The 20,983-nt window shown below is 70.1% G+C and carries 15 protein-coding genes; 8 read left to right on the top strand and 7 right to left on the bottom strand.

From position 1 onward, the window contains the following. Nucleotides 1-72: 72 nt before the first annotated feature. The 5 genes from recG to gmk all read right to left on the bottom strand — a co-directional run bounded on the left by recG (nt 73) and on the right by gmk (nt 6,146). Nucleotides 73-2,175 (bottom strand): ATP-dependent DNA helicase RecG, encoded by a 2,103-nt coding sequence (gene recG / locus EPA99_RS12305; protein ID WP_129471531.1) that lies wholly within the window; start codon nt 2,173-2,175, stop codon nt 73-75. A gap of 94 nt (nt 2,176-2,269) precedes the next feature. Continuing rightward, entirely contained in the window at nt 2,270-2,650 is a 381-nt protein-coding gene (locus tag EPA99_RS12300; RefSeq protein WP_129471530.1) for a RidA family protein, read from the bottom strand. A 63-nt stretch (nt 2,651-2,713) separates the two neighbouring features. Next, the gene (locus tag EPA99_RS12295; protein WP_129471529.1) at nt 2,714-4,882 is read right to left on the bottom strand and encodes a RelA/SpoT family protein; all 2,169 of its coding nucleotides are present in this window, start codon (nt 4,880-4,882) and stop codon (nt 2,714-2,716) included. A 163-nt stretch (nt 4,883-5,045) separates the two neighbouring features. Further along, entirely contained in the window at nt 5,046-5,345 is a 300-nt protein-coding gene (rpoZ, locus tag EPA99_RS12290; protein WP_129471528.1) for a DNA-directed RNA polymerase subunit omega, read from the bottom strand. Between the two features lie 186 nt (nt 5,346-5,531). Further along, the gene (gene gmk / locus EPA99_RS12285; protein ID WP_129471527.1) at nt 5,532-6,146 is read right to left on the bottom strand and encodes a guanylate kinase; all 615 of its coding nucleotides are present in this window, start codon (nt 6,144-6,146) and stop codon (nt 5,532-5,534) included. Between the two features lie 210 nt (nt 6,147-6,356). Between gmk and EPA99_RS12280 the strand changes: the two genes are divergently transcribed. Next, on the top strand, nt 6,357-7,067 hold the full coding sequence (locus EPA99_RS12280; RefSeq protein WP_129471526.1) for a response regulator transcription factor: 711 nt from the start codon (nt 6,357-6,359) through the stop codon (nt 7,065-7,067). A 45-nt stretch (nt 7,068-7,112) separates the two neighbouring features. On the opposite strand, the gene EPA99_RS12275 is transcribed toward EPA99_RS12280, so the two are convergent. Continuing rightward, nucleotides 7,113-8,462 carry a sensor histidine kinase gene (locus EPA99_RS12275; protein ID WP_129471525.1) on the bottom strand — a complete coding sequence of 450 codons (1,350 nt, stop codon included), beginning with the start codon at nt 8,460-8,462 and terminating at the stop codon, nt 7,113-7,115. Between the two features lie 210 nt (nt 8,463-8,672). On the opposite strand from EPA99_RS12275, the gene EPA99_RS12270 reads away from it, so the two are divergent. The 4 genes from EPA99_RS12270 (at nt 8,673) to EPA99_RS12255 (ending at nt 18,150) form a co-directional block, all read left to right on the top strand. After that, a complete protein-coding gene (locus EPA99_RS12270; RefSeq protein ID WP_129471524.1) occupies nt 8,673-10,997 on the top strand; it encodes a YadA family autotransporter adhesin in 2,325 nt (774 codons plus the stop codon). Nucleotides 10,998-11,062: 65 nt separating this feature from the next. Continuing rightward, nucleotides 11,063-12,952: a S8 family peptidase gene (locus tag EPA99_RS12265; protein ID WP_129471523.1), complete on the top strand. Its 1,890-nt coding sequence runs from the start codon at nt 11,063-11,065 to the stop codon at nt 12,950-12,952. Nucleotides 12,953-13,461: 509 nt separating this feature from the next. Next, nucleotides 13,462-15,975, top strand: a complete 2,514-nt coding sequence (locus EPA99_RS12260) for a TonB-dependent receptor (RefSeq protein ID WP_129471522.1) — start codon at nt 13,462-13,464, stop codon at nt 15,973-15,975. Nucleotides 15,976-16,077: 102 nt separating this feature from the next. Further along, nucleotides 16,078-18,150, top strand: coding sequence for a hypothetical protein (locus tag EPA99_RS12255; protein WP_241688377.1), 2,073 nt, complete (start codon nt 16,078-16,080; stop codon nt 18,148-18,150). 99 nt (nt 18,151-18,249) lie between these two features. On the opposite strand, the gene EPA99_RS12250 is transcribed toward EPA99_RS12255, so the two are convergent. After that, a complete protein-coding gene (locus EPA99_RS12250) occupies nt 18,250-19,110 on the bottom strand; it encodes a YicC/YloC family endoribonuclease (protein WP_129471521.1) in 861 nt (286 codons plus the stop codon). Nucleotides 19,111-19,220: 110 nt separating this feature from the next. On the opposite strand from EPA99_RS12250, the gene rph reads away from it, so the two are divergent. Genes rph through rdgB form a run of 3 tightly spaced genes read left to right on the top strand, consistent with a single transcriptional unit; the run spans nt 19,221 to nt 20,959 of the window. After that, on the top strand, nt 19,221-19,946 hold the full coding sequence (gene rph / locus EPA99_RS12245) for a ribonuclease PH (RefSeq protein ID WP_129471520.1): 726 nt from the start codon (nt 19,221-19,223) through the stop codon (nt 19,944-19,946). Nucleotides 19,947-19,952: 6 nt separating this feature from the next. After that, nucleotides 19,953-20,348, top strand: a complete 396-nt coding sequence (locus EPA99_RS12240) for a VOC family protein (RefSeq protein WP_129471519.1) — start codon at nt 19,953-19,955, stop codon at nt 20,346-20,348. Continuing rightward, complete coding sequence (gene rdgB / locus EPA99_RS12235; protein WP_129471518.1) at nt 20,345-20,959, top strand: RdgB/HAM1 family non-canonical purine NTP pyrophosphatase; 615 nt, start codon at nt 20,345-20,347, stop codon at nt 20,957-20,959. The genes EPA99_RS12240 and rdgB overlap by 4 nt, the downstream gene beginning before the upstream one ends. Nucleotides 20,960-20,983: the final 24 nt, after the last annotated feature.

Genomic DNA, 20,983 nt, shown 5'->3' with positions numbered 1-20,983 from the left:
ACGAGTAAGGCCCCGGCAGTCATGGCGCCCAGCTCCTCTCGTTCCTCGTTCCTCTCCACTCGTTTCTTGCCTTCAAGCATTCGCATACCGGTCCGCGCTGCCGATCCAGCGGGCGATCACCTGGTCGGCGCGCTCGGGGGCCTCGCGCAGCAGGCGCTCGGCCAGGGCGTGGACCTGGGGCAACAGGCCGGCATCGCGGGCCAGGTCGGCCACGCGGAAGCTGGCCAGGCCGGTCTGGCGCGTGCCCAGCAATTCGCCCGGTCCGCGCAGCGACAGGTCCTTTTCGGCGATGACGAAGCCATCGTTGGTCTCGCGCAGGGTCGCCAGCCGCTGCTTGGCCATCATCGACAGCGGCGGCTGGTACAGCAGCACGCAGGTGGAAGCGGCCGCGCCGCGCCCCACCCGCCCGCGCAACTGGTGCAGCTGCGACAGGCCCAGGCGCTCGGCGTTCTCGATGATCATCAGCGAGGCATTGGGCACGTCGACCCCGACCTCGATCACTGTGGTCGCCACCAGCAGGCCGACCTGTCCGTCCTTGAAGGCCTGCATCGTCGCCTGCTTCTCGGCGGCCTTCATTCGCCCGTGCACCAGGGCCACGCGCGTGTCCGGCAGGGCCGCGGCCAGCGCCTCGTAGGTGCTCTGCGCGGCCTGGGCGATGACCTCGTCGCTGTCGTCGATCAGGGTGCAGACCCAGTACGCCTGCCGGCCTTCGGCGCAGGCCGCGCGGATGCGCTCGATCAGCTCGGGACGCCGCTCGCCACTGAGCGCCACGGTCTGCACCGGCGTGCGGCCCGGCGGCAGCTCGTCGATCGCCGATACGTCCAGATCGGCATAGGCGGCCATGGCCAGGGTGCGCGGGATCGGCGTGGCGGTCATCACCAGCTGGTGCGGCATCCACTGCCCGCCCCGGCCCTTGTCGCGCAGGGCCAGGCGCTGGTGCACGCCGAAGCGATGCTGTTCGTCGACGATCGCCAGCCCCAGGTCCTGGAAGCGCACCTGCTCCTGCATCAGCGCATGCGTGCCCACCACGACCTGGGCCTGGCCGTTGGCGATGGCCTCCAGCGCACGGGCCCGCGCCTTGCCGGTGACCTTGCCGGCTAGCCACGCCACCTCCACGCCCAGTGGCGCCAGCCAATGACGGAGGTTGCGGTAATGCTGCTCGGCCAGCAGCTCGGTCGGTGCGGCCAGCGCGGCCTGCTTGCCGCTGCCCACGGCCAGCATCGCCGCCATCGCCGCGACCACGGTCTTGCCGCTGCCGACATCGCCCTGCACCAGCCGCAGCATGGGCTCGCCGCTGCACAGGTCGCGCTGGATTTCCTCGAAGACGCGCTGCTGGGCGCCGGTCAGCTTGAACGGCAGTTGCTCGGTCAGGCGCGCGGCCAGGGCGCGCCCGGCCTCCAGCCGGTGCGCGCGATGCCGACGGATCACCAGGCGCTGCCGTTGCAGGCTGAGGTGATGCGCCAGCAGTTCCTCAAGCGCCAGGCGCTGCTGGGCCGGATGGCGCCCTGCCGCCAGGCCGGCCAGGTCCGCCCCTGGCGCTGGGGTATGCATGGTCAGCAGCGCCTCACGCAGCGACGGCAGGCCCAGGTCGCTGAGCCAGTCCGGCGGCAGCAGCTCCAGCGCGTGCGCTTCGGGCAACTGGGCCAGGGCCTGCAGCACGAACTTGCGCAGGCTGGCCGGGCCGACGCCCTCCACGGCTGGATAGATGGGATCCAGCGCCTCCTGTAGCGCCTCCTCCTCGCCCTCCAGCAGCCGATAGCTGGGGTGGACCATCTCCAGCCCCTGCTGGCCGGCGCGCGCGGTGCCGTAGGCCCGCACCCGCGCCCCGATGGCGAACTGCGCGACCTGCGCGGCGCGGAAATGGAAAAAGCGCAGGGTCAGGGTCACCGGCGAGCCATCGCCCAGCGCCACGCGCAGCAGCGGGCGATAGCGGAAGCCGCGCTCGACCGCTTCCACGCGCCCTTCGACCTGGGCGGTCTGCCCGGGTTGCAGGGCGAACAGCGGGGTCAGGCTGGTGCGGTCCTCGTAACGCAGCGGCAGGTGCAGCCACAGGTCCTGGAAGGTCACCAGGCCCCGGGCAGCGAGTTTCTCGGCCACGCGCGGGCCCACGCCGGCCAGGCGGCCGGCGATGGGTTGCTGAAACACGGGAGCGTTGCCGGATGGTGCGAGCGCCATGGCAGTCAGCGTGCGCGCCGCGGCCGCCGCGCGCCAGCGGCGCAACGGCCATCGCTGCGTCGGAAAAACACCCCGCGCGCCCGCGCGATGCGGATCAGTCGACCATCACCGCGTCGACCTCGAACAGCGCGCCCTTGGGCAGGGCCGAGACCTCGATGGTCGAACGGGCCGGGAACGGCGCGGAGAAATAGCGCTGCATCACCTCGTTGACCTTGGCGAACTGCCCCAGGTCGGTCAGGTACAGGCCCAGGCGGACCATCTTGTCCAGCGAGCCGCCTGCGGCTTCGGCCACGGCCTTGAGGTTGTCGAAGGCGCGCACGGCCTGGGCCTCGATGTCGCCTTCCACCAGATTGCCGGTGGCCGGGTCCAGCGGAATCTGGCCGGAGAAATACACGGTGTTGCCGGCACGCACGGCCTGCGAGTACGGGCCGATGGCGGCCGGCGCGGTGTCGGTCTGGATGATCTGGCGGGTCATGTGCGATCCATGGGTCGAAGGGAAGCGGCCAATTGTAGGCGCTCGCCTTCCCGCGGGCAGGCCCTACTGCCGGCGAACCGCCAGCACCGAACTGACCCGGCGCAGGCGACGCATCACCTCGGCCAGGTGCGTGCGGTCGCGGACCTGGATGGAAAAGCGCATGACCGCCGCGTTGATGTCGCGCTCCAGGTACTCCACGCGCTCGATGTTGGACTGGCTCTGCGCGATCGCCGCGGCCACCTGCGCCAGCACGCCGGTACGGTTTTCCACGTCGATGAGCAGCGCCGCGTCGTAGTCGCCGGTGACCTGGCTGTCCCAGTCGATCGGGATCCAGCGGTCGGGCGACTTGCGGAACTCGGCCACGTTGGGACAGTCCAGGCGGTGCACCACCACGCCCTTGCCGGCGGTGTGGAAGCCCATGATGTCGTCGCCCGGGATCGGCAGGCAGCAGTTGGCGAAGCTGATCACCCCGCGCTCGTGCCCAGTGATCAGGATCTTCTCGTGCGAATGCTTGGAGGCCGCGCCGCTGCGCAGCTCGGCGAAGGCCATCAGCGCCTTGGCCGCCTGCGCCGGCATCCAGTTGCCCAGGGCCACATCGGCCAGCAGGGCTTCCAGGCGCGGATACTTGTGCTCGATCAGGAACGCTTCCAGGCGCTGCGTCGGCAGGCGCTCCAGCGAGCTGTTGAGGTCCTCCAGCGCGCGGTCGAGCATGCGGTGGCCCAGCTGCACAGCGTCCTCGTGCTCCAGCTGCTTGAGCTGGTGGCGGATGGCGGTGCGCGCCTTGCTGGTGACCACGAACTCCAGCCATTGCGGCTTGGGCATGGCCGACTTGGCGGTGATGATCTCCAGCGTCTGCCCGCTGGTGAGCTTGGTGCGCAGCGGCGAGAGCTTGCGGTCCACACGCGAGGCCACGGCCTGGTTGCCCACGTCGGTATGCACCGCATAGGCGAAATCCAACGCGGTGGAATTGCGCGGCAGCGACAGGATCTTGCCCTTGGGCGTGAACACGTAGACCTCGTCCGGGAACAGGTCGACCTTGACGTTGTCCAGGAACTCCAGCGAGGAGCCGGCCGAGCGCTGGTTCTCGATCAGCTCGCTGATCCAGGTCTGCGCGCGGCTCTGCGCGCTGTTGGGCGAGTCGCTGCCGAACTTGTAGGTCCAGTGCGCGGCGATGCCGCGCTCGGCCACCAGGTCCATCTCCTCGGTGCGGATCTGCACCTCGATCGGCGAACCATACGGGCCGAACAGCACCGTGTGCAGCGACTGATAGCCATTGGCCTTGGGGATGGCCACGAAGTCGCGGAAGCGTCCGTCCAGCGGCTTGTACTGCGAGTGCGCCGTGCCCAGCGCCAGGTAACAGGCCGGCACCGACTCGACCACCACGCGGAAGCCGAACACGTCCATCACCTGGTCGAAGCTTTTCCCCTCCGAGCGCATCTTGGTGTAGATGCTCCACGGCGTCTTGACCCGGCTGACCAGGCGGTGGGCGATGCCGTCGCGGGTGAGCTTCTGCGAGATCTGCGCCTCGATCTGCGCCATCGACTCGCGGCGCATCACCGGCTGGCTGCGGATGTGCTTCTGGATGATGGCGTGGCGCCAGGGATACATCGCGCGGAAGGACAGGTCCTGCAGCTCGGACTTGACCAGGCTCATGCCCAGGCGCTGGGCGATGGGCGCATAGATGTCCAGCGTCTCGCGGGCAATGCGGCCGCGCGCCTCGGCGCTCTGTGCGCCCAGCGTGCGCATGTTGTGCAGGCGGTCGGCCAGCTTGATCATGATCACGCGCAGGTCGCGCGACATGGCCAGCAGCATCTTGCGGAATGACTCGGCCGCCGCCTCCTTGCGGTCGCGGAACTTCAGCTTGTCCAGCTTGGTCACGCCATCGACCAGCTCGGCCACCGGCTCGCCGAACTCGGCGGCGATCTCCGCGCGCGTCAGCGGCGTGTCCTCGATGGTGTCGTGCAGGATCGCCGCGATCAGCGTCTCGGCGTCCATCTTCAGGTCCGCCAGCACCCCCGCCACGGCCACCGGGTGGGTGATGTAGGGCTCACCGGACTTGCGCGTCTGCCCGCGATGCGCCGCGGCGCCCACTTCCCAGGCGCGGCGCAGCAACGGCAGCTGCTCCGGCGGCAGGTAGGCCGCATTGGCTTCGAACTGCAGCACGTAGTCGGGCGCGATCGAATCGGCCGAGGGCGCGGCATGCAGGACATTGGCGGACGAAGCGGATGTCATTGCCAAAGCCTACTGCCGCCACCTGCGCGCGGCAATGCGCCGGTGTACGGTCGGTGCAAACGCAGACAGCCCGCGAGGTCGCGGGCTGTCTACAGGTGCATCCTTGTGGCCGTGCACGCACGCCGATCCACGGCGGCGCGACGCGGCGGGGACGATCGATGGATCAGTCGTCGCCCTTGGACATGTCCTCGTCGGCCACCACTTCGGCCGCGGCCCACTCCAGGGCTTCGCGCTCGGCGCGCTCGCGCTCGGCCTTCTCGACCTGGTCGATCAGCGCGTTGTCGATCTTGCGGGCGGCGATTTCGCGCAGCGCCAGCACGGTCGGCTTGTCGTCGTCCTCGCTGTTGTCGATGGTCGGCTGCACGCCGTTGGCCAGCTGGCGGGCGCGCTTGGAGGCCATGATGACCAGCTCAAAGCGGTTGTCGACGACTTCCAGGCAATCTTCTACGGTGATGCGGGCCATGTGGGCTCCTGACGGCCAGCCACCGCGGGCCGGGTGCGGCCGCGTGACGGGCGAAAATGGGACCGGCAATTCTAGGCCCAGGCGGGACGCTTTGCAATCCACCCTTTACGAATCAAACGGTTAAGCTTGATTGGCGCCGAATCTGGCATCCGGATGGCCACCGAACCGCCGGCTGCGCTACCCGCGCTACTCCACCAGCAAGGCGGTGATCAGACGGCTGTGGCGGGCCACCTGGCGCTCCTTGCGCAGGCGGCTGGCGGTGAAGATGGCGCACATCTCGTCCACCGCGGTGTCGAAGACCTCGTTGACGATGACGTAGTCGAACTCGCCGTAGTGCGACATCTCCTCGCGTGCGGCGGCCAGGCGCTGGGCGATGACCGCGTCGCTGTCCTGGCCACGATGGCGCATGCGCTGCTCCAGCGCATCGCGCGAGGGCGGCAGGATGAACACGCTGACCGCATCGGGCACCTTGGCGCGCACCTGGCGCGCGCCCTGCCAGTCGATTTCCAGCAGCACGTCCTGGCCGGCCGCCAGCTGCGGCTCCACCGACTGCCGGGCGCTGCCCTTCCAGTCGCCGTGCACGAGCGCGTGCTCGAAGAAATCGCCCGCCTCGATCATGCGCTGGAACTCCTCGGCGCTGACGAAGTGGTAGTGCTGGGCGTGGCGTTCGCCCGGCCGCGCGGCGCGCGAGGTGAAGGAGATGGACAGGCTGATCTGCGGATCGCGCGCCAGCACGGCGTTGACGATGCTGCTTTTGCCGGCGCCCGACGGGGCCGCCACGATGTACAGGGTGCCGCGCATGGCGATGGCCTTTGCTGCCGCGCGGGGACGCGGCGGTCTTGAGAAGGCGCGCAAGTCTAGCAAATACCCCGGGCCCGGCAGCGGCACGCATTACCAGGCCGGTGGAAGCCGGGCGCTAAGGAGCCGCCGGCAGGATCGTCCCAGGGCGGGCCCGCATGGCGCCGTCCAGGCAGGCGCGGGCGCCCGCCTGCGGCTAAACTGCGCCCGCGCATGACTTCCGATCCCGCTGCCGCCCCTTTGCGCACGTTGCTCCTGGAGGACGATCCGGTCCTGCGCGAGCGCATCCTGGTCCCCGGCCTGCGTCGCTTCGGCTTCGCCGTCGACGGCTGCGGCACCGGCGCGGAACTGCAACAACGGCTCGAACGCGAGGGCGCCGAGATCGTGGTGCTGGACGTGGGCCTGCCCGATACCGACGGCTTCACCCTGGCCGGCACGCTGCGCCAGCGGTACCCGGAGATCGGCATCGTCATGCTGACCAGCCTGGGCCAGACCGAGGATCGCATCCGCGGGCTGACCGGCGGCGCCGATGCCTACCTGGCAAAGCCCGTGGAACTGGATCTGCTGGCCGCCACCCTGCACAGCCTGGCCCGACGCGTGAGCGGGCGCCGGCCCGCGCCCCCGACGCGCGCGCGCTGGCAGCTGAGCGAGGACGGCTGGTGCCTGCTGTCCCCGTCCGGCGCCGCCGCGGCGCTGACCGGCAGCGAACGCCGCCTGTGCCAGCGCCTGCTGGAGCAGCCCGGCCTGCTGGTGGCGCGCGAGGCGCTGATCGCGGCGCTGACCGAGCGCGTGTACGACTTCGATGCGCACCGCCTGGATTCGATGGTGCACCGCCTGCGCAGCAAGGTGCAGCGCCGCTGCGGCGAGCCCCTGCCGCTGTCCGCCGTGCACGGCCAGGGCTACATCTTCGATCCGGCCGCCTAGGGTGCAGCGCGCACCGCGTCGCGGCGCCCAGGCAGGGACCAGGCGCTAAGCCGGGGCCGTCTTGGCGTGCGGCAGCACGATGCGAAAGCGCGTGCCCTGCCCCTGCGTGCTGTGCACCTGGATGCGCCCGCCGGCGCGCACCACCAGGTCGCGCACCACCGCCAGGCCCAGGCCGGTGCCGCGGTCGGCCGGCTTGGTGCTGTAGAACGGTTCGAACGCCTGCGCGGCCACCTCGGCCGGCATGCCATGGCCGTCGTCGGCGATCTCGATGACCACACCCTGCTCCGTCGTGGAGACGTCGATGTCGAAGTGGCCGCGCTCGGCGATGGCATCGCGGCTGTTGGAGGCCAGGTTGAGCAGCATCAGGTCGAACTGGCTGCGCTCGAAACGGATCGGCGCCGGCGCGGCCGGCAGCGTGCAACGCAGCACGATCCGCGCCTCCAGCAGCTGCCGCAGCATCGGCTGCAAGGCCTCCACCGCAGCGGCCGCGTCGAAACGCTCGACATGCTCGGCCTCGCGCCGGCTGAAACGCAGCAGCCGCCGCACGATGGTCATGCCGCGCTCGGCCGAGGCCTCCACCTCGGCCAGGCTGTCCTCCAGCTGCGCGATGCGCTCGCCGTCGCTGCCGGTGTCGTCGTCATGGCGCGTGGCGGCAAAGCCGGACATCACCGCCAGGATGTTGTTGAAGTCGTGGGCCAGGCCGCTGGCCATGCGCTCGGTGATCTCGCGCTTCTGCGCGTGGATCAGCTGGGTCTGCGCGCGTTCGCGCTCCTGCATTTCCTGCTGCAGGCGCTGACCGCGGGCGTTGGATTCTCGCAGGCTCTCGCGCAGCGCCTGGGTGGTGCGGTCCAGCAGCAGCGCCACCAGCAGATAACTGAACAACACCGGCACCACGTTGAACAGCGAGCGCGCATCGGCCGGCAGCAGCGCGCTGTCGCGGACCACGCCGACGCACAGCGTCAGCAACAGGCCGACCAGCGTCATCCACAGCGCGCGGCGCCCCAGCACCAGGCCAGCCAGGATCAGCGCCAGCATCTGCGCCAGCTGATCCGGCAGCTGCCGCTGGAAGCCGTGGATGGCGGCGTTGACCAGCAGCGAGCCGAGCATGGCCCCGAGCAGCAGCTGCACGCCGCCGCGCAAGGCGCCACGGCGCACGCGCACGAAACCGATCGCCGCGCTCACCCCGATCAGCAGGCTCATGCTCAAGGAGATCACCAACCCGGGCTGCAGCGGCTGCGCGCGCAGCTGCGGCCACGCCAGCACCAGTGCGACCACCAGCGTGGCGGGGATGGTCACCGCCAGGAACAGCAGCAACAGCTGGATCACGCGCGCGTTGCGTCGATCCACCTCGTCCACCAGCGGCGCGCGGCCCAGCCAGTCCCAGAACGCCTTCATGCCGCCGTGCCGAACCCGTTCAGTGAGAATCCGGTGATGATCCTGCGAGAACTTGCGGGTGACAAGGCGATGACGGCGCCCCTAAGTTCACATGACAGAGCGCGCCCGGGGACGACGGCGCGGTGTCCAGACCACTGCCGACCGAGGCGGAGGCGCAGCTGCGCCGCCGACGTCGCCTTCTGCCTTGTCCATTCCCAGCCAGAGATCGCCATGAACGACTGCACTTCCCTGCGCGGCGTCGCCGCCCGTCATCCGCATCCCCGTCGCTACAGCGCCCTGGCCCTGGCCTGCGCGTTGTGCCTGGCAGCGCCGGCCATGGCGCAGACGCCGCGCGCGACCACCGCCATGCCTGCCGGCGGCGCCTCGCAGACTGCGGCCAGCGACGCCACGGCCGGCCCCAGCGCGACAGCCTACGACCCCAGCGTCTACTTCCAGGCCACCGGCAGCGCCGAGAGCGAGGCCGGGGCCTATGCCGACGGCGAAGAAGCGCTGGCCGCCGGCGAAGCGGCCTCGGCGGTCGGCACCGGCACCATCGCCCTGGGTGCCGGTGCAGTCAGCTATGCCAGTCACGCCCTGGCAGCAGGCCACAACAGCCTGGCCACCGAAATCTCCACCACCGCCGTGGGCGGCATGCTCGACCTGGATTTTTCCTACCAGTCCAACGGCGTGGTGATCCTGCAGCAGACCTCGGCCACGGGCGCGGCCGCGACCGCGCTGGGTGCCGGCGCGCAGGCCAGCGGCCAGTACAACGTGGCCGCCGGTGCCGGGGCGATCGCCAGCGACCGCTCCAGCGTCGCGGTGGGCGGCATCGTCGATGTGGGCATCGAGGGCTTCGGCGTTGAGGGGGTGCAGTTGCAGGCCACCCAGGCCACCGGCCCGCTGTCCACCGCGCTGGGCGGCGGGGCTCTGGCCACCGCCTACAGCTCGACCGCGGTCGGCGCCCTGGCCGAGGCCAGCGCCAACCGCACCGTCGCCGTGGGCGCCACCGCGGTGGCCAATCAGTACGCCGCCGTGGCAGTGGGCGCGCAGAGCCAGGCCATCGCCGAGTGGGCCACCGCCTTCGGCAATGGCGCACGCGCCTGGGGCCTCCACAGCGTGGCCATCGGTCCCAGCGCGTTCGCGCAGAGCGACGACGCCACCGCGGTCGGCCCGGCCGCGCTCGCCCTGGGCGTCGGCGCCACCGCGCTCGGCAACGGCGCCTGGGCCGGCGGCACCCGCAGCCTGGCCCTGGGCGGGGGAATGGTGTGGAACGGAGAATTCTTCCGCGACATCCCCGTGCTGTTCTACGACAGCATTGCCGTGGGCACCGGCGCGGACGTGTTTGGCGACCGCTCCATCGCGATCGGCCCCGGCGCCCGCGTCGGCAACTCGCAGTTCGTCAACGACCAGACGACCATCACCAACAACAGCGTGGCGCTGGGCGCTGGCTCGATCACCGAGCGCGACAACACCGTGTCCATCGGCGCGGTCGGCAGTGAGCGCCAGCTCACCAACCTGGCCGCCGGTACCCTGGACACCGATGCGGTGAACCTGGGACAGATGCGCAAGGTGGCCGCGGCGTTCGGCGCCGGCAGCATGATCGACGCCAACGGCAACCTGGTCGGCGGCCGCTATCTGGTGCAGGGCACGCAGTACACCGACCTGGGCTCGGCGATGGGCGCCATCGATACCGCGCTGACCGGCTTCGGCAGCCGGCTGGAGGCCATCGGCGGCTCCGGCGGCATCAGTGTCGGCGGCGGCGGTGCCGCACCCAGCGCGCCGAGCATTGGGGCAGGCACCAATGCGGTGGCCGTGGGCTCAGGTGCCACCGCCAATGGCGAGAACGGACTGGCCCTGGGCGCCGAGTCGCTGGCCTACGGACCCAACGACACCGCCGTGGGCGCCAACGCGCGCGTCAACGCCGATGGCAGCACCGCCGTGGGTGCCAACGCCCGTGTTGCGGCGGTGGCGACCAATGCGGTGGCGGTGGGCGAAAGCGCCAGCGCGATGGCGGCCTCGTCCACCGCGCTGGGCCAGGGCGCCTCGGCCAGCGCCGGCAATGCGGTGGCGTTGGGCCAGGGCGCGGTCGCCGACCGTGCCAACACCGTGTCGGTGGGAAGCACCGGCAACGAGCGCCAGATCGCCAATGTTGCCGCCGGCAGCGCCGGTACCGATGCGGCCAACGTGTCGCAGATGCGCGCGGGCGACAGCGCCACGCTGAGCAGCGCCAATGCCTACACCAATACCCGCATCACCGCGCTGGACGACAGCTTCAGCCAGTTGCGCGCCGAGACCGAGCGCCGTTTCGACGGCATGGAGCAGCGCATGGACCGGCTGGGCGCGATGAGCGCGGCGATGCTGAACATGGCGATCAACGCCGCCGGCACGCAGAGCCCGCGCGGACGCATCTCGGTCGGCGCCGGCGTCCAGGGCGGCGAGCAGGCGGTATCGATCGGCTACGGCCGCAAGTTGGGGCCGCGCACCTCCTTCAGCCTGGGCGGCGCCTTCAGTGGCGGCGAGTCCTCGGCCGGCGTCGGCTTCGGCGTGGACCTGTGATGCATCGCGGCGGTGCACGCGCCGCCGCGTTTCCTCCTTTTGACTTCTCTCTCCAGGATACGAAGATGAGCTCTTCCAACACCCTCGCCGCCGCCCTGGCCGCCGTGCTGTTCGCCGGCAGCGCGCAGGCCGCCTCTCCCTCCATCGCCCAGGGCGACGTGCGCGGCCCCGTACCGCAAGCGGCCACCACCGCCGAGCTGGGCCAGCGCTTCATCGTCAAGACCCGCGCCACCGGCACGCAGGCGCGCAGCCAGCTGAGCACGACGCTGAGCAGCGCCGTGGCGCGCAGCGGCATGCAGCGGGCCAGGGCGGCCAGCGCCAACGCGCCGGCGCGCAGCGCAGTTAGCGCCAAGGTACTGCGCGACATGGCGGTGCCGGGCTGGCACGTCGTGCAGACCTCACGCCGTCTCAGCGACAGCGAGCGCGCGATCTTCGTCGACGAACTCAAGGCCGATCCGTCGGTGGAGTCGGTGCAGGTCGATCGCCTGTACCAGCGCCTGGACGAGGCCAGCGTGCGCGGGCCCGCGTTCGCCGCCGCCGCTGCTTCCACCACGCCCAACGACCCGGCTTACGCCCGGCTGCAGTGGAACTTCCACAACCCGGTCGGCGGGGTGAGCGCCGAGCAGGGCTGGAGCCGCTCCACCGGCCAGGGCGTGGTGGTGGCGGTGATCGACACCGGCGTGGTCAAGGACAACCCCGACCTTGCGGCCAACGTGCTGCCGGGCTACGACATGATCACCGACCGCCGGGTGTCGCGCCGCGACAGCGACGGCCGTGCGCCGGGCGGCTACGACCTGGGCGACTGGGTGGAAGCGGACTACTGCACTGCGCTGGGCGCACCCGGTAACGCGCCTGAACCCAGCTCATGGCATGGCAGCCACGTCGCCGGCACCATCGCCCAGGTCACCAACAACAACCTGGCCACCGCTGGCCTGGCCTACGAGGCCAAGGTCCTGCCGGTGCGCGTGCTTGGATCCTGCGGCGGCTTCGGCAGCGACATCGCCGACGGCATGCTGTGGGCTGCGGGCCTGCCGGTGGCCGGCCTGCCGACCAATCCGAACCCGGCCGAGGTGATCAACATGAGCCTGGGCAGCGGCGGCCCGGACACCTGCCCGCAGATGTACCAGGACGCCATCGACCAGATCAACGCCAAGGGCAGCATCATCGTGGTGGCCGCCGGCAACTCCAACGCCAACGCCGGCACCTACACCATGTCCTCGTGCAACGGCGTCATCAGCGTGGGCGCCTCGCGCATCAATGGTGGTCGCGCCAGCTACTCCAACTACGGCAGCCGTGTGGACATCGCCGCGCCGGGCGGTGGCGGCGACATCGACGGCAACCCCGGCGGCTACATCTTCCAGGTCGTCAACGCCAGCGCCACCGCGCCCACCGGCGAGTGGCAGATCGGCGGGCTGGCCGGCACCTCGATGGCCTCGCCCCACGTCGCCGCGGCCGTGGCGATGGTGCAGAGCGTGGCCACCACCCCGTTCACTTGGAGCGGCATGCGTGAGCTGCTGCGCAGCAGCGCGCGGCCGTTCCCGGTGGCGATCCCCAGCACCACGCCGATCGGCGCGGGCATCCTGGATGTGGACATGCTGCTGCAGATGGCGACCACCCCGCCGTGCGCGCCAACGGACAGCAGCTGCGTGCCGCCGACCAAGACACTGACCAACAAGGTGGAGATGCGCGGCCTGGGCAGCCAGGGCGGCGATGCGCTGTACAGCTTCCAGGCCGCGGCCGGCAAGCCGGTCAGCTTCATGACCTTCGGCGGCACTGGCAACGTGGCGATGTACGTGGCGGCAGGCCGTGTGCCGACCAGCAGCAGCTACGACGTTCGCTCCAGCCGTGCCGGCAGCACCACGCAGACGGTGCGCGTGACGCCTTCCGGCACCACGACCTACTACGTGCGGCTGAGCGGTAGTTACAGCGGCCTGACCGTGGTCGCGCGGCAGTAACCGACTGCGCGGCGCGGTCGCCACCGTTGCCGCGCAGGTAGGCGCGAAGAGGCCGTCAGCCGCCGATGGCGACAGCCGCAGCAGGCTGCCTCAGTGGAGAATGAATCGAGCGTGCACAAGGCGAGCGCTCTGCTGACGCGCTGGACCGCGTTGTTCCGGGGTCCGGCGCCAGCGGGAAATCGCATGCCGCGCCTGCGCCACGGCGTGCTGCGTCGCAATGCTCGTCGCGCCCGTCCCTGCCAGCCTGCTCGATCGCAATCAGGGCAAAAAACGCCGGAATCGGCGGAGATCCGCGCGTTTCGCGCACATGACAGTGCAAGGCCTCGCAGCGCGGACCGCGTGCGCGACGCGCTGAAGTTGACACATTTGTAATGTCGTCCCTACCGTGCCGCGCATCGCATGCGCGAGGCCATTGCCGGCCGCGAGAAGCAAGGGGGCAAGCATCGCTGCGCGTGGGTGTCCGTGCTGTTCTTGAACGACGTGGAACCACATCTCCTGGGAGGAGAACCATGCAACGCATCTGGTTGACGCGCTATGCGCTGTCGGCGGCGATCGCCGCCAGCCTCAATGTCACCGCCTTCGCACAGGAAGCCGCAACCGCTCCAGCACAGAACCAGGCGAGCAGTGCGTCGGCGTCCAAGGACAACGCCACCACGCTGGACACGGTGGTGGTCTCGGGCACCGCCCAGGCCGGCGGCGTGAAGAAGCTGGAAGCCAGCTTCAACATCGTCACGGCCAATGCCGAGCAGATCAAGCAGGCCAATCCCAGAAGCACGGCCGATCTGCTGAAGATCTCGCCGGGCATGTGGCCCGAAACCAGCGGTGGCCAGACCGGCGCCAACATCGAGATCGCCGGCTTCCCCGGCGGCGGCGATGCGCCCTACTTCTCCACGCTGCTGATGGGCTCGCCGCTGTACGGCATGCCGACGCTGTCGTTCTTCGAGACCACCTCAATGTTCCGCCTGGACGATACGATCGAGGCCGTTGAGATCCTGCAGGGCGGCCCGTCGGTGGTGTTCGCCGATGGGCAGATGGGCGCGTCGGCCAACTTCTTCCTCAAGACCGGCACCGACGTGCCGTCAGGCAGCGTCGGGCTGACCTACGGCGACGAGGGGCTGTGGCGGCTGGATGGCTTTGCCGGCTTCAAACTGGCCGAGGGCTGGTATGGCAGCGTGGGCGGCTTCTGGCGCGAATCCGACGGCGTGCGCGACCCGCAGTTCAAGGCCGACAAGGGCGGCCAGCTGACCGCCACGCTGTCGCACGAGACCGACGCGGGCAAGTTCACCCTGTACAGCCGCTACCTCAACGACAAGAACCAGTTCATCACCCCGATCCCGCTGATCCAGCGCGGCACCGACAGCTTCAGCGCCTATCCGGGCTTCGACCCGCTCAAGGACACGTACTACAGCAAGGCCATGCAGCGCGTGTACCTGCCCAGCTATCCCAACGGCGGCACCAATGCCGACCTGGCCGATGGGCGTGGCGCCAAGATGCTCTTCCTGGGCGGCAACTTCGACTATCAGCTGGAGAACGGCTGGGCGATCAGCGATCGCTTCCTGTTCGATGAAGGCGACATGGACACCAATGCGCTGTTCTCGGGCAACAACCCGGCCAGTCTGGCGGACATGCTCTACAACCCGGACACGCCCGGAGGCTTCGAGCTGCCGGCCGGTTCGGCCACCGCCACCTACACCACCGGTGGCGCGGTGCCGCTGGACCAGAGCGTGATCCAGCAGGGCTGGTGGTACATCCACAAGCAACTGAAGAGCTTCAACAACGACTTCCGCCTGAGCCGCGAACTGTTCGAGGGCAACACGCTGACGGTCGGCCTGTACTACGCGCACTACTCGATGTCCGACAAGTGGTCGCTGGGCAACCAGATGCTCATGACCAACACGCCCAACGCCACGCCGATCGCGGTCACCTACGTCGATGGCGGGCAGACCTACTACCGCACCGACGGCCAGGGCTTCGCCGATTTCAGCGGCTACCACATCGTCCAACGCGGCAGCGCCACCAACAAGGCGATCTACCTGTCCGACTCGTGGCGGGTGGGCAACTGGCTGCTGGACCTGTCGGGGCGTCTTGAGAACCAGGACGCCGAGAGCGATGTGTGCAACATGACCAACCAAGATCTGGACGGCAATCCGCTCACGCTGTACGACAACGCCGTGCCGGTGTGCGACGGCACCTACGCGCACAACAAGTACGACAAGACCCATCCCTCGTGGACGGCCGGCGCCAACTACAGCTTCAACGAGCACACCTCGGCCTACGGACGCGTCAACACCGGCGGCCACTTCCTGGACTTCGACAACGGCATCCGCGGCACCACCAACGACAACTTCCCGCCGCTGCAGAAGATCCGCAACTACGAAGTCGGCTTCAAGTACCAGTCGCCGCTGGTGTACGTGGATCTGAGCGCCTACCACCGCGTCTTCACCGGTCTGCAGTACCAGCCGACCGATGGGCTGGGCACGCCGTTGGGCAGCCCGCAGATCTATGGCTCCAAGTCCAATGGCGTGAACCTGATGGGCGCGCTGACCCCGGTGGAGAACCTGCGACTGCAGGTGGTGGCCAATTACCTGGACGGCGAGTACACCGATTACGACGCCTGCTTCCGCTACACCAACATCAACGGCGTGGAAGATTGTGCTCCGATCGAGGGCAAGCAGCTGCAGCGTCAGCCGAAGTTCCGCGGCATGTTCACGCCCAGCTACCGCTTCGTGACCGCCTGGGGCGACATCCTGCCGTACGTCACCTACACCTATGTCGGCGATCACACCCAGGACCAGTCGGGCCTGCAGCAGCTGGGCTCGTACCACACGGTGGACTTCGGCGTGACCAGCAACATCGGCGATCACTGGCAGCTGAACCTGCGCGGCACCAACATGACCAACGAGCTGGGGCTGACCGAGTCGAACTCGCGCATCTTCGGCAATGCGGCCAGCGCCGGCGGCGTGCTGCTGGCCCGTCCGCTGGAAGGCCGCGAGGTCAACTTCCAGGCCAAGTACCTGTGGTGAATCGCGGGCGCGGCTGCTCATGACGCGACAGGCGACACGCACGACGACGCCCGGGCAGGTCCCGGGCGTCGTCGTTGATGACCCAGGACAAGGAACGATCGGATGAACCAGATCCCACCCCCGACCGGTGCGCGCCTGCCGGCCGCGCTCGGCCGCTCCCTGCGCCGCCTCGCCCTCGCCGCGCTGCTGGCCACGCTCGTGCCTGCCACGGCCGGCGCGCAGGCGCTGCAGTTCCGTATCGACGAAGGCGCCACCACCAACGCCTTCTACCAGGACGGTCCCGTGGCGGCGCACGTGCTGGCCACCAGCGGCACGCGGCCGCGCCTGCTGGTCGCGTTCCCGGCCGGCAACAGCGGCGTGGCGGTGTGGTTCGCGCAGACCGCCGCGCCCGTGCAGTGGACGCTGAAGTCAGTGCGGGCGCAGACACCGAGCGACGACAAGGCGATGCACGGCATCGTGGCCGAACTCGAACTGCGCGGCGGTCCGCTGACGGTGGACAAGGCGGCGCTGGGCAGCATCCGCGTGCTGCGCGATGTGCAGCTGGGCCAGCCCATGCCGGCGCAGGTGGTGACCGAGGCGAAGGTCGAGGCGCAGCGCATCGGATGGGCGCGGCGCCGGCTCGATGGCGCACCCGGTTATCGCATCGCGCTGGAGGTTACCCAGGGCCGCCTCATATCGCAGGCGGGCACGATCACGCTGGCGCCCGAGCGCCCTGACGGCAGCGTCCGCCTGCGCCTGCTCGCCGCGACCGGCGAGGCACCGTTGACGCCACTCAGCGCTGGACAGCTGCTCAACGAGAAGGCCGCGTCCGATGCACGCATGCGCAGCGCGCTGCAGTTCCTGAGCTATCGCGAGAAGTTCCTCGCCGGCTCATGGCGTTTCGATACCTACTTCGGCCGCGACACCCTGATGTCCACGCGCCTGCTGATGCCGGTACTGCAGCCCGAGGCGGTGGAGGCCGGCCTGGGCGCGGTGCTGGCGCGCCTGTCGCCGCGGGGCAAAGTCGCGCATGAGGAGGACATCGGCGAGTTCGCCATCCTGCGCCACCTGGCCAGCGACGGCGCGCGCTCGGATGCGCCGGTCTACGACTACGGCATGATCGACGGCGACTACATGCTGGCGCCGGTGATGGCGGCCTGGCTGGTCGAGGACACGCGCGGCCAGGCCCGCGCACGTGCGTTCCTGGCCGCCCGCAACGACCTGCAGCGCAGCAGCAACGGCCAGGCGCTGCTGCGCAACCTGCTGCACGTCGCGCGCAGCAGCGAGGCCTTCGCCGCGGCGCCGACCTTCGACCACCTGCTGGCGCTCAAGCCCGGGCGCATGACCGGCCAGTGGCGCGACAGCGAAGAAGGCCTGGGCCGCGGCCGCTACCCCTTCGACGTCAACGTGGTCTGGATGCCGGCTGCCCTGCGCGCGATCGGCGCCTTCGTCGACAGCGGCCTGCTGGACGATGTCGCCAGCGATGCGCAGCGCCAGACCCTGCGTGCGGCGGCCGCACGCGCCGACGCATGGGAGCGCCAGGCACGCGCGCTGTTCGAAGTGCGCCTGGATTCGGCCAACGCGGGTGCCGCGCTGCGCGACTATGCGCAACAGCTCGGCGTGCCGGTGGCGCCTGCCCTGGACTCGCTCGCCGGCGATGGGCTGACTTTTCCGGCCCTTTCGCTGGACGCGGGCGGGCGCGCGGTGCCGGTGCTGCATTCGGACGCGGGCTTCGACCTGCTGTTCGGCCGCCCGGATCCGGACACGCTGGCACGCGAGGTGGCCGCGGTGATGCGACCCTTCCCCGCCGGGCTGGTCACCGAGGTGGGCATGGTGGTCGCCAACCCGGTCTTCGCCGATCGCGCCACCTGGGGCCGCCTCGGTCCGCAGGCCTACCACGGCACCGTGGTCTGGGCCTGGCAGCAGGCGGTGATGCTGGCCGGCCTGCGCCGCCAACTGGCACGCGGCGACCTGCCCGCGCCCGTGCGAACGCAACTCGAACAGGCGCAGACGCGGCTGCTGGGCCTGGTCAAGGCCGCCGGCCAGGTGCGCACCTCCGAGCTCTGGTCCTGGCGCTGGGCGCAGGGCCGCTATCGCATCGAACCGTTCGGCGCGCAGGGCGCGCACGAGGACGAATCCAACGCCGCGCAACTATGGAGCACGGTGTTCCTGGCCGACCCCGCCACGCACGAGTGAGCGGGTCGCGCGGCAGCCATTCCGCTCAGCCTTGCTGAGCCTGGCCATGAACAACCTCTTTGAGAAGACCCATCGGGTGGCATGACACCCGATGAGACCCTACTCCAGGTTCTGCACCTGCTCGCGGATCTGATCGATCAGCACCTTCAGCTCGACGGCGATGTTGGTGGTGCGCACGTCCACCGACTTGGAGCCCAGGGTATTGGCTTCGCGGTTGAACTCCTGCAGCAGGAAATCCAGGCGGCGTCCGACCGGGTCCTTCTGCCTGAGCACGCGGCGGATCTCCTTGACGTGGCTGTCCAGGCGGTCGAGTTCCTCGTCCACGTCCAGTTTCTGCAGCCACAGCACCAGTTCCTGCTCCACGCGGCCGGGGTCGGCCGGCTGGGACAGCTCGGCCAGGCGCGCCTGCAGCTTCTGCCGCTGGCCGGCGCGGATCTGTGGAATCAGCTCGCGCGCCTGCGCCGCCAGGGCCACGACCGCGTCCACGCGCTCGACGATGGCCTGGGCCAGCTTTTCGCCCTCGCGCTCGCGCGCGGCGAGGAAATCGTCCAGCACCGCTTCCATCAGCTCCAGGGCCTCGGCCTGCAGGGTGGCCGGGTCGATCGCGCGGTTGCGCAGCACGCCGGGGAACTGCAGCAGCTCGGTCAGGCTGGTGCGCAGGCCGGGGAAGCTGACGGCCAGCGAGGCATTGGCCTGCGCCAGGGACAGCACGCGCTCCTGGTCCAGGTGCAGCCCGCCCTCGCCTTCGGCCGCGCGCAGGCGCAGCACCAGGTCCAGCTTGCCGCGCGAGACCCGGGCCGCCACGCGCTCGCGCAGGGCCGGTTCCAGTGCCCGCAACTCCTCCGGCAGGCGCAGCCCCAGCTCCAGGAAGCGATGGTTGACCGCGCGCAGCTCAGCGCCCAGCGTGGCCCCCTCGAAACTGCGTTCTGCGGTGGCGAAGGCGGTCATGCTGCGAATCATGCGAAGTCCGTGGCGGGCCGGGAAAAAGGACGCGAATGGTACCCTAGCGCGCCTCGCCGCCCGGGCACGCCCCGCCGCGCCGGCCCATCCCAAGCTCTGGACCTCCCTGCATGACCTTCGCCCGCCCCAGTGGTCGCACCGCCGACCAGCTCCGCCCCGTTTCCATCCAGCGCGGTTTCACCCGCCATGCCGAGGGCTCGGTGCTGATCAGCTTCGGCGAGACCCGGGTGCTGTGCACGGCCAGCGTGGACAACAAGGTGCCGGGCTTCCTGCGCGGCAAGGGCGAGGGCTGGGTGACCGCCGAGTACGGCATGCTGCCGCGCGCGACCCATACCCGCAGCGATCGCGAGGCCTCGCGCGGCAAGCAGGGTGGCCGCACGCTGGAGATCCAGCGCCTGATCGGCCGCAGCCTGCGCGCCTGCGTGGACCGCGGCGCCCTGGGCGAGCGCACCATCACCCTGGACTGCGACGTGCTGCAGGCCGACGGCGGCACCCGCACCGCGGCCATCACCGGCGCCTACGTGGCCCTGGTGGATGCGGTCAACGGACTGAAGGCGCGCCGCGAGATCAAGCGCGACCCGATCTTCGGCGCGATCGCCGCGGTGTCGGTGGGCATCTACAAGGGCGTGCCGGTGCTGGACCTGGACTATGCCGAGGACAGCGACTGCGACACTGACATGAACGTGGTGATGAACGACGGCGGCGGCTTCATCGAGGTGCAGGGCACGGCCGAGGGCCATGCGTTCCGGCGCGAGGAAATGAATGCCCTGCTGCAGCTGGCCGAGGCCGGCATCGCCCAGCTGGTGCAGGCCCAGCGCGACGCGCTGGCTGGCTGAGCCGACATGGCCACGCGCTTCCTGGCACTGGTGACCGTGGTGGTGGACGACTACGACACGGCGATCGCCCATTATGTGGACGATCTTGGCTTCACCCTGCTGGAGGACACGCCGCTGGGCGCCGACAAGCGCTGGGTGCGGGTGGCGCCTTCGGCCGGGGCGCAGACCGCCTTGCTGCTGGCCCGCGCCAGCGATGCGGCGCAGCAGGCACGCATCGGCGACCAGACCGGCGGCCGGGTCGGCTTCTTCCTGTACACCGACGACCTGGCGCGCGACCACGCGGCGATGGGCGCGCGCGGCGTGCGCTTCCAGGAAGCCCCGCGCAGCGAGCCCTACGGCAAGGTCGTCGTGTTCGCCGACCGCTACGGCAACCTGTGGGACCTGCTGGAGCCGGCGGCATGAGCATCGGCAAGCGCTGGGTACTGGCCACCTCCAACGCCGGCAAGCTGTCCGAACTGAACGACCTGCTGGGCGACAGCGGCATCGGCCTGGTCACGCAAGGGTCGCTGGGCGTGATCGATGCCGAGGAAACCGGGCTGACCTTCGTGGAGAACGCCCTGATCAAGGCGCGCCATGCCGCCGCGGCGACTGGCCTGCCGGCGCTGGCCGACGATTCGGGCATTTGCGTGGATGCGCTCGATGGCGCCCCCGGCCTGTACTCGGCGCGCTATGCCGGCACGCATGGCGATGCGCAGGCCAACATCGACAAGCTGCTGGAGGCCTTGCGCGATGTGCCGGACGCGCAGCGCAGCGCGCGCTTCTACTGCGTGCTGGTGCTGCTGCGCCACGCCAACGATCCGCAGCCGCTGATCGCCGAGGGCGTGTGGGAAGGCCGCATCCTGCACGCACGCCAGGGCCAGGGCGGGTTCGGCTACGACCCGGTGTTCCTGGACCTGGCGCGCGGCCAGTCCGCCGCCGAGCTGCCGGCCGCGCTGAAGAACCGCATCAGCCACCGCGGCCAGGCGCTGGCGACCCTGCAGGCGCGCCTGGCCGCTTTGGCCGGCAGGCCGTGAGCCAAGCGCATCGCGCTTTGACCC

The organism is Pseudoxanthomonas composti (assembly GCF_004122095.1).
Classification (GTDB): domain Bacteria; phylum Pseudomonadota; class Gammaproteobacteria; order Xanthomonadales; family Xanthomonadaceae; genus Pseudoxanthomonas_A; species Pseudoxanthomonas_A composti.
Note: the sequence above shows the minus strand (reverse complement) of the source record. Positions and strands in the feature narration are given on the sequence as shown.

What these genes read in the sequence shown, in the direction of transcription:
- EPA99_RS12270 (WP_129471524.1), top strand. Translation starts at nt 8,673, where the DNA reads ATGAACGACTGCACTTCCCTGCGCGGCGTCGCCGCCCGTCATCCGCAT.
- EPA99_RS12250 (WP_129471521.1), bottom strand. Translation starts at nt 19,110, where the DNA reads ATGATTCGCAGCATGACCGCCTTCGCCACCGCAGAACGCAGTTTCGAG.
- recG (WP_129471531.1), bottom strand. Translation starts at nt 2,175, where the DNA reads ATGGCGCTCGCACCATCCGGCAACGCTCCCGTGTTTCAGCAACCCATC.
- EPA99_RS12280 (WP_129471526.1), top strand. Translation starts at nt 6,357, where the DNA reads ATGACTTCCGATCCCGCTGCCGCCCCTTTGCGCACGTTGCTCCTGGAG.
- EPA99_RS12275 (WP_129471525.1), bottom strand. Translation starts at nt 8,462, where the DNA reads ATGAAGGCGTTCTGGGACTGGCTGGGCCGCGCGCCGCTGGTGGACGAG.
- gmk (WP_129471527.1), bottom strand. Translation starts at nt 6,146, where the DNA reads ATGCGCGGCACCCTGTACATCGTGGCGGCCCCGTCGGGCGCCGGCAAA.
- EPA99_RS12240 (WP_129471519.1), top strand. Translation starts at nt 19,953, where the DNA reads ATGGCCACGCGCTTCCTGGCACTGGTGACCGTGGTGGTGGACGACTAC.
- EPA99_RS12255 (WP_241688377.1), top strand. Translation starts at nt 16,078, where the DNA reads ATGAACCAGATCCCACCCCCGACCGGTGCGCGCCTGCCGGCCGCGCTC.
- rph (WP_129471520.1), top strand. Translation starts at nt 19,221, where the DNA reads ATGACCTTCGCCCGCCCCAGTGGTCGCACCGCCGACCAGCTCCGCCCC.
- rdgB (WP_129471518.1), top strand. Translation starts at nt 20,345, where the DNA reads ATGAGCATCGGCAAGCGCTGGGTACTGGCCACCTCCAACGCCGGCAAG.
- EPA99_RS12260 (WP_129471522.1), top strand. Translation starts at nt 13,462, where the DNA reads ATGCAACGCATCTGGTTGACGCGCTATGCGCTGTCGGCGGCGATCGCC.
- EPA99_RS12300 (WP_129471530.1), bottom strand. Translation starts at nt 2,650, where the DNA reads ATGACCCGCCAGATCATCCAGACCGACACCGCGCCGGCCGCCATCGGC.
- EPA99_RS12295 (WP_129471529.1), bottom strand. Translation starts at nt 4,882, where the DNA reads ATGACATCCGCTTCGTCCGCCAATGTCCTGCATGCCGCGCCCTCGGCC.
- rpoZ (WP_129471528.1), bottom strand. Translation starts at nt 5,345, where the DNA reads ATGGCCCGCATCACCGTAGAAGATTGCCTGGAAGTCGTCGACAACCGC.
- EPA99_RS12265 (WP_129471523.1), top strand. Translation starts at nt 11,063, where the DNA reads ATGAGCTCTTCCAACACCCTCGCCGCCGCCCTGGCCGCCGTGCTGTTC.